General features: G+C 42.2%; 7 protein-coding genes. 2 read left to right on the top strand and 5 right to left on the bottom strand.

Translation table 11 applies throughout. The features are described 5' to 3' along the window. The 5 genes from ACTXGL_RS14025 to ACTXGL_RS14005 form a co-directional block, all read right to left on the bottom strand. On the bottom strand, positions 1–548 hold a 548-nt coding region (locus tag ACTXGL_RS14025), incomplete at its 3' end, for a copper resistance protein B (RefSeq protein ID WP_443527302.1). A 25-nt stretch (positions 549–573) separates the two neighbouring features. After that, on the bottom strand, positions 574–2,280 hold the full coding sequence (locus ACTXGL_RS14020; protein WP_443527301.1) for a copper resistance system multicopper oxidase: 1,707 nt from the start codon (positions 2,278–2,280) through the stop codon (positions 574–576). 79 nt (positions 2,281–2,359) lie between these two features. Further along, a complete protein-coding gene (locus tag ACTXGL_RS14015) occupies positions 2,360–3,001 on the bottom strand; it encodes a DUF411 domain-containing protein (protein ID WP_238036689.1) in 642 nt (213 codons plus the stop codon). A 135-nt stretch (positions 3,002–3,136) separates the two neighbouring features. Next, positions 3,137–3,730: a c-type cytochrome gene (locus tag ACTXGL_RS14010; protein WP_238036686.1), complete on the bottom strand. Its 594-nt coding sequence runs from the start codon at positions 3,728–3,730 to the stop codon at positions 3,137–3,139. A 91-nt stretch (positions 3,731–3,821) separates the two neighbouring features. Then, positions 3,822–4,082, bottom strand: coding sequence for a hypothetical protein (locus tag ACTXGL_RS14005; protein ID WP_238036683.1), 261 nt, complete (start codon positions 4,080–4,082; stop codon positions 3,822–3,824). Positions 4,083–4,276: 194 nt separating this feature from the next. Between ACTXGL_RS14005 and ACTXGL_RS14000 the strand changes: the two genes are divergently transcribed. Beyond that, positions 4,277–4,999 carry a heavy metal response regulator transcription factor gene (locus ACTXGL_RS14000; protein WP_238036680.1) on the top strand — a complete coding sequence of 241 codons (723 nt, stop codon included), beginning with the start codon at positions 4,277–4,279 and terminating at the stop codon, positions 4,997–4,999. Between the two features lies 1 nt (position 5,000). Beyond that, entirely contained in the window at positions 5,001–6,476 is a 1,476-nt protein-coding gene (locus tag ACTXGL_RS13995; RefSeq protein ID WP_443527300.1) for an ATP-binding protein, read from the top strand. Positions 6,477–6,634: the final 158 nt, after the last annotated feature.

Raw genomic sequence — 6,634 nt, 5'->3', positions numbered from 1 at the left:
AGTGAGCTCAAGCTATCAATTTCTTTATCATCATCCTTAGTCTGAGCACTACCTTCCGTGCGTAGCCTTATACGATTGCTATCAGTACCGTACCAGCCTTCAGCTTCGAAATTGATTTGATCTTCGTCAAACTGATAGCCCAAGTCGTCTACTGAGACTCCCCATAATGGCATGCTGCCCATCATCATTGGCTTACCATACTGTCCGTAGGGAACCCCATTTGAATAATCTGGACTACGAGCATCAGCCGGTGGTTCACCACCCTGCATACCAGACATATCCATACTGCTGTGATCCATATCAGACATATCTCCCGACATGTTCATACCACTGTGGTCCATACCTGACATATCACCCGACATATCCATGCCGCTGTGGTCCATATCGGACATATCACCTGACATATCCATGCCGCTGTGGTCCATACCAGACATGTCCATACTACTATGATCCATACCAGACATCTCAGCAGCATTAGCAAATGAAGATGTGAGCAAGACTAGTGATGACATGCCAATAAACGGTAGACCTACTTTATATATTTTCATAATAAGGCTCATATTCGAAGGTTTATTAAACGACGGCCACTTCTCTGAACATACCGGCTTCCATGTGATACAGCAGATGACAATGCCATGCCCATCGTCCAGCTTCTCCTGTCACATCGAAGCTAATCTTTTGCGCTGGCTGTACCATAATAGTATGCTTGCGCACCTGAAACTCGCCGTTAGGCATACGTAAATCACTCCACATCCCATGTAGATGCATCGGATGATTCATCATCGTGTCATTAACCAAGGTAATACGTACGCGCTCACCCGGCTTAATATTCACTGGTGTCGCGTCACTAAATTTGACCCCATCGAACGCCCAAATATAGCGCTCCATGTTACCGGTTAAATGTAGTTCTATCTCTCGGGTAGGTTTGCGCTGCTCCGCAAATATTGCCTCATCGACAGAGCGCAGCTGACTATAATTCAATACCTCTCTATTAATATTGCGCAGGTTGATACCGGGATCATCAAGGTTCATACGTGGACTGTCCACACGCATATCACTCTTAAAATCGTATTCTGTTTTGGCATGACGGGCTTTATAACCATCAGCACCCATAGCGCCCATCATATCTGCCATTGTGAGCCATTCAACTTTGTCCATAGCAGGTATCGCAGCACGAGCGCCTTCTTTAGTTGCAAGTGTTGCTGCAACATAGCCTGAACGGTCTATGTTTTGGGCAAATATGGTATGGGCATCTTTGGTCGGGGTAACGATGACATCATAAGTCTCAGCCACACCAATACGAAAATCATCAATCGCAACTGGTGCGACATCGATACCATCGGTTGCCACCACAGTCATTTTGAGACCGGGTATGCGTACATCAAAGATAGTTTGCGCTGAGGCATTGATGAAGCGTAATTTAACGCGCTGTCCTGCTTTGACGATTTGCGCCCAATTAGCTGCGGTCGTTTTGCCATTGATAAGGTAGGTAAATGTGTTTTCACCCGACAAGTCCGTAAAATCAGTGGGCATCATGCGCATCTGATTCCACATTTTGCGCTTATCAAACGCGGTTTTCATATCCGTTTCGGCAATATCAGCAAGCAGTTTTTTGAAGTCTGGTAGATGGTAGTTGTCAAAGTCGGCGCGCTGTTTGAGCAGCTTCAAGAGATTATGCGGGTTGCGGCTGGTCCAATCACTAAGCACGATCACATGGTCTTCGTCGATAGGATGACGCTCACGCCCTTTAGGTTCAATCACAATGGCACCCAGCATACCGGTTTGTTCTTGGAACCCACTGTGTGAGTGATACCAATAAGTGCCTGATTGTTTTAATTTGAATTTATAAGTAAAGGTGCTATGCGCAGGAATGCCCTCAAAGCTAATTCCAGGTACACCATCCATTTCAAACGGCACCAGCAACCCATGCCAATGAATAGATGTTGATTCATCCATCTGATTATGAACACGTATCACCACCGTATCACCTTCACGCATCTTTAGCGTTGGTGCTGGCAGTGAATCATTGATGAGCGTTGCCATGCTCTTTTTACCGTTCACAATAGCAGACTGTTTACTGACGTATAAATCAAACTCTTTGCCTGTCAATACAGGTACTTTATGAGTGTTTTGATCACTATTAATGGTGGCCGCCTGACTGCTCGAGCGATTCGAATGTCCCAATGCGCTACTGGCAATGGTCGGTATCAAGGAAGCACCAAGGACAGCAGAAGATCCAGTCAAAAAACGTCGGCGGTTCAATATGTTCTGTTTATTCATAATGATGACCTAATTTAATTTGCGAGATGGTGGTTAAGCTTTTGGCTGTTATATTTTTTATATTTAACGAATAATTTAATCACAGTTGCTGCTGAGGAGACTCAATATCCGCATAAACTTCTGTGGTGCCATCTTTATTAAGTTGCATTACCTTGTAAGGCATAAACTTACCTTCATACTCCATACCGGGGCTACCAACAGGCATACTTGGTACAGCAAGTCCAATGGCTTGTGCAGGAGTATTTGCTAAGAACTGTGCCATGTATTTTGCAGGAACATGTCCTTCAAAAACAAAGCCATCGGTGGTAACGGTGGTATGACAAGAACGCATCTGCTGCGGTACGCTATAGCGTTCTTTGAATAAAGACAAATCTTCAACATCGTGTGCGGTTGCGCTTAATCCATTATCTTCTGCATAGCTTACCCATTCTTTGCAACACCCACAGTTGGCATCTTTATAAACCGTCGCTGAAACATTCTTAAGTAGGTCTGATTGGTTGACTACAGGCGTCGTAACCGCTGTAGATTCAGCTTGTGTTTCTGTCACCTGATTGGTTGATGTGGCAACAGTTGGCTCAGGTTGTACGGGTTTTGAATCAGAAGTGCCCGTATTTGATTGGCTACAAGCCGCTAGTAACAGTGAAGATGTCATCATCACTAAAAGCGTACGACCAGATAACTGGTTGTGCTTACTAGAAAACATATTGGTATAGCGTCTCATAAAACACTCCTAAGCATGTATTTGTCTATTGGACATTTTAAAATTTCTACAACCTATCACTAAATAAAGTAAAACAGGCCAAACTTAAATTGCAAAAGGTAGCACTATTTTAGTGCTACGCTTTTTATTAAATAATTAGTGCTGCATTTCAAAGCTATCATCCGACATATCCATATCTCCATCAAAGCTCATGTCCATAATGTCAGTATCTATCCTCGTGGTCAGCATCGTGTACTGAGCTTCATTTAATTCAGGTAACGATCTAATGAAAGCCATCATTGCCCACATTCTGTCATCGTCGTGAGAGGCACCCCATGCTGGCATTCCAGACGCCATGATTCCGTGCTTAATCGCCCAAAATCCTTGCTGTGCGCCAGCTTTCGTTTGATAGCGCTTCACCACATCAGCGTTGGTAAAGTTGGGCGGTTTAGGGTATAGACTTTCACTAAAATCGGTGCTTTCCACCCCAGGTGATAAGTGACAGCCTGCACACATATCTTTATAATCCGCACCGCCTGTACTGATCATATCTACTTTTGCTAGGTTTGGAACGATGATGCCCTTGCTAGCATTTGCTATTGAGCGCGTGCGGGCAGTCTCTAAAAATTTATAAACCAGTGGGCTATGGGCTTGATCAGCGCCAATATTTATCACACCACTAGTCACTACCGCAAAAACGCCTACAATAGCGACAAAGACAGCAAAGAGTATTCCTAGTAAAAACTTCATAGGCTCATCCTAAAAATCCATTTTTATTAATATCCGATTAACCTTTGATGAAAATCATCTAGCAATAATCATGAGCGTATAAAAGGAATCGTTAAGAGTCGCTATCACTGCTCACACAGTGTTTTTGGTACATCTGTTTCATTTTACCCATATTAGCCATCATGGCTTTCATGGCAGGATCATTCATGTCCATCTTGCTGTGATCCATCTTTTGCATCATCTGCATATGCTTTTCCATTTTTTCACAGTTCATCTGATCCTTTTCAGCATGCATCTTAGGGTCATGTGCCATAGCAGACGTTGAAACAACTAAGGCGATAGCGGTTGCTACGATTGATTTAAATAGTGACATGATAGATCCTTATTTGATTGGTATGAAATCGACAAGACTTCAAAGTATTAAGTTACTCTAAAGCATACTTTATTGATTCTGACAGAGACATGACCGCAAGATTACAATATTGTCATCTTGAGAATTTTTGATGTTCAAAGCGGGGTTATGCTTTACTATGCTAGGTAGGCGTGAAATGTATATGGGAAGCTATTATGAAAGTACTGCTGGTAGAAGATGAGTTGAAACTTGGCGAATATATAAAAAAGGGCTTAACCGAAGCTGGGTTTATTGTGGATCATTATCTAACAGGCCTAGATGGCTATCACGCATTGATGACTGAAGAATTTAGCGTGATACTGATGGATGTCATGCTACCGGATATTAGTGGCTTTGAGCTGGTGCGTAACTACCGAGCGGCAGGTAAACATACTCCCGTGCTATTTTTAACAGCAAAAGATGACTTAAGTGACAAGATAAAAGGGATTGAGATTGGTGGCGATGATTATTTAACCAAGCCGTTTGCGTTTGCAGAATTGGTAGTCAGGATGAAAAGTCTATTGCGACGTGCTAATCAAGTCGATTATCAAAGTACGATCATGCAAATAGCAGATCTCAAAATGGATATTGCAAAGCGTACCGTACATAGAAGAGACCAACCTATTAAATTGACCGCAAAAGAGTTCTCGTTATTACAGTTTTTATTAGAGCGCCGAGGTGAAGTTCTACCACGCTCAGTCATCGCCTCTCAAGTATGGGATATGAATTTTGAAAATGATACGAACGTGATTGATGTGGCAATCAGGCGTCTTCGCATAAAAATAGACGATGAACATGAGGCAAAGCTGATTCATACTGTGCGTGGTATGGGCTACCGATTAGATGCTGTCAATACAATCGCTGATAGCCAGCCATCTTACGAAGCTGACGATATCTAATATGAAATATCGGTTAGATAGTCGACGCCTGCCATTACTGTGGCGCACCGTTTTTCTGCTAACTGTATTCGTAATTATCTCTCAAGTGATTATTTACGCGTGGGTGCAGCGTTCTGTCAGTGGACATTTTGAACAAATGGACTCTGAGATTATCACGCATGCAGCTTTTAACCTGCGCAAAAGTATCAATGATGTTGATGCTCAGACAAAGTCATCAGCAGCTTCAAAATCTCAGTCATTAACTAGCGCCAACCATCTACATCCTTCTCGGCTTGACTATGACTTAAAAACTGTCATTGCAAATAAGAGCGGTGCACTATTATCTAGCGATCCAACCAGCTTCATCAACGACCTACCTTCAGATTTTAGCCTGCCACAATTGTGGCAAGTCTATCGTGATCAGCAATTCACGATTGAGATAAAGGGTAGGAATTACCGAGCAATCATCATCGAAAACCAAGAGGTTTTGGCACTTATTGCATTGCCCATCGATGTTCATCACCACTATCTCATGCATTTCAATCGTCAACTCAGTATGATTTTATTCGCTATTACATTACTGTTGGTGTCAGTAGCTGCATTAAGTGTGTATTGGGGTTTTGCACCTTTAGCCACTATCGTACAAAAAATGAAAAGGATTAACCCTGAAAGATTGGATGAAAGAATAACCGTCAGTGATATGCCTTTAGAGCTACGACCACTAGCAAAATCTTATAATTCAATGATGGTCAAACTTGAGAGTAATTTTGAATCCTTGTCTCGGTTTTCAGATAATATTGCCCATGAGCTCCGTACCCCAATTGCGACGCTGAGTACGCAAACGCAAGTCATGTTGAATAAGCCAAGAGATGGCAATGAATACATTGAGCAGCTACATCATCAACATGACACGTTAGAGCAGCTATCGGCTATGATTAATAATATGTTGCTACTGGCAAAAACTCAAAAAGGTTTAAGCGACACGCAAGTTAGTAACGTAGATACCGAGAGTCTAATCACAAAGCTGATCGACTACTATGAAATGCTTGCCGAGGATCGTGAGATAACTTTTGCAAAATCGGGTGAATTTGCGACAGTATTAGGTGATGAAGGTTTATTGCAACGGTTATTTGCTAATCTGCTGTCAAATGCCATCTATTACGCCGCTAGTGCCAGTACTATCACAATATCAGCTACCATCATTACCTCAGATATGACTCTTGAGAACTCAAAAGAAGATCCTCTATCCTCAAAACAATCATTATTAAAAATCGCCTTGACTAACCGCTTAGACAAACCGCTAAATCAAAGCGCGGCCGATAAATTATTTGAGCGATTCTATCGTCATGATAAGACAAGCAGTCAACATTCAGGGACAGGACTAGGATTGTCTATCGTTCGGGCTATCGCCAATGCCCATAAAGGCAAAGTAAATATTGCGATCAAAGATGAGTATCATTTTGAGGTTACTGTAGAGTTATTGATGGCCAAATATTAACTATTTTCATACTACGATGCTTGGATTTTATGAACTATAAAAATCGATGAGTTAACAAGATATTAAGATAATAATGACGGCACCCTAGTGAGGACTTGAATCTTTGGCTGTGAGCTAATGGTATTAAGGTTTCAACTTGCTGAGATAGCCACAGTGTA

This window comes from Psychrobacter sp. T6-6 (genome assembly GCF_052258185.1).
In the GTDB taxonomy this organism is placed as follows: Bacteria; Pseudomonadota; Gammaproteobacteria; order Pseudomonadales; family Moraxellaceae; genus Psychrobacter.
The sequence above is the reverse complement of the archived record's forward strand: the minus strand, read 5'-3'. Positions and strand labels throughout refer to the sequence as shown.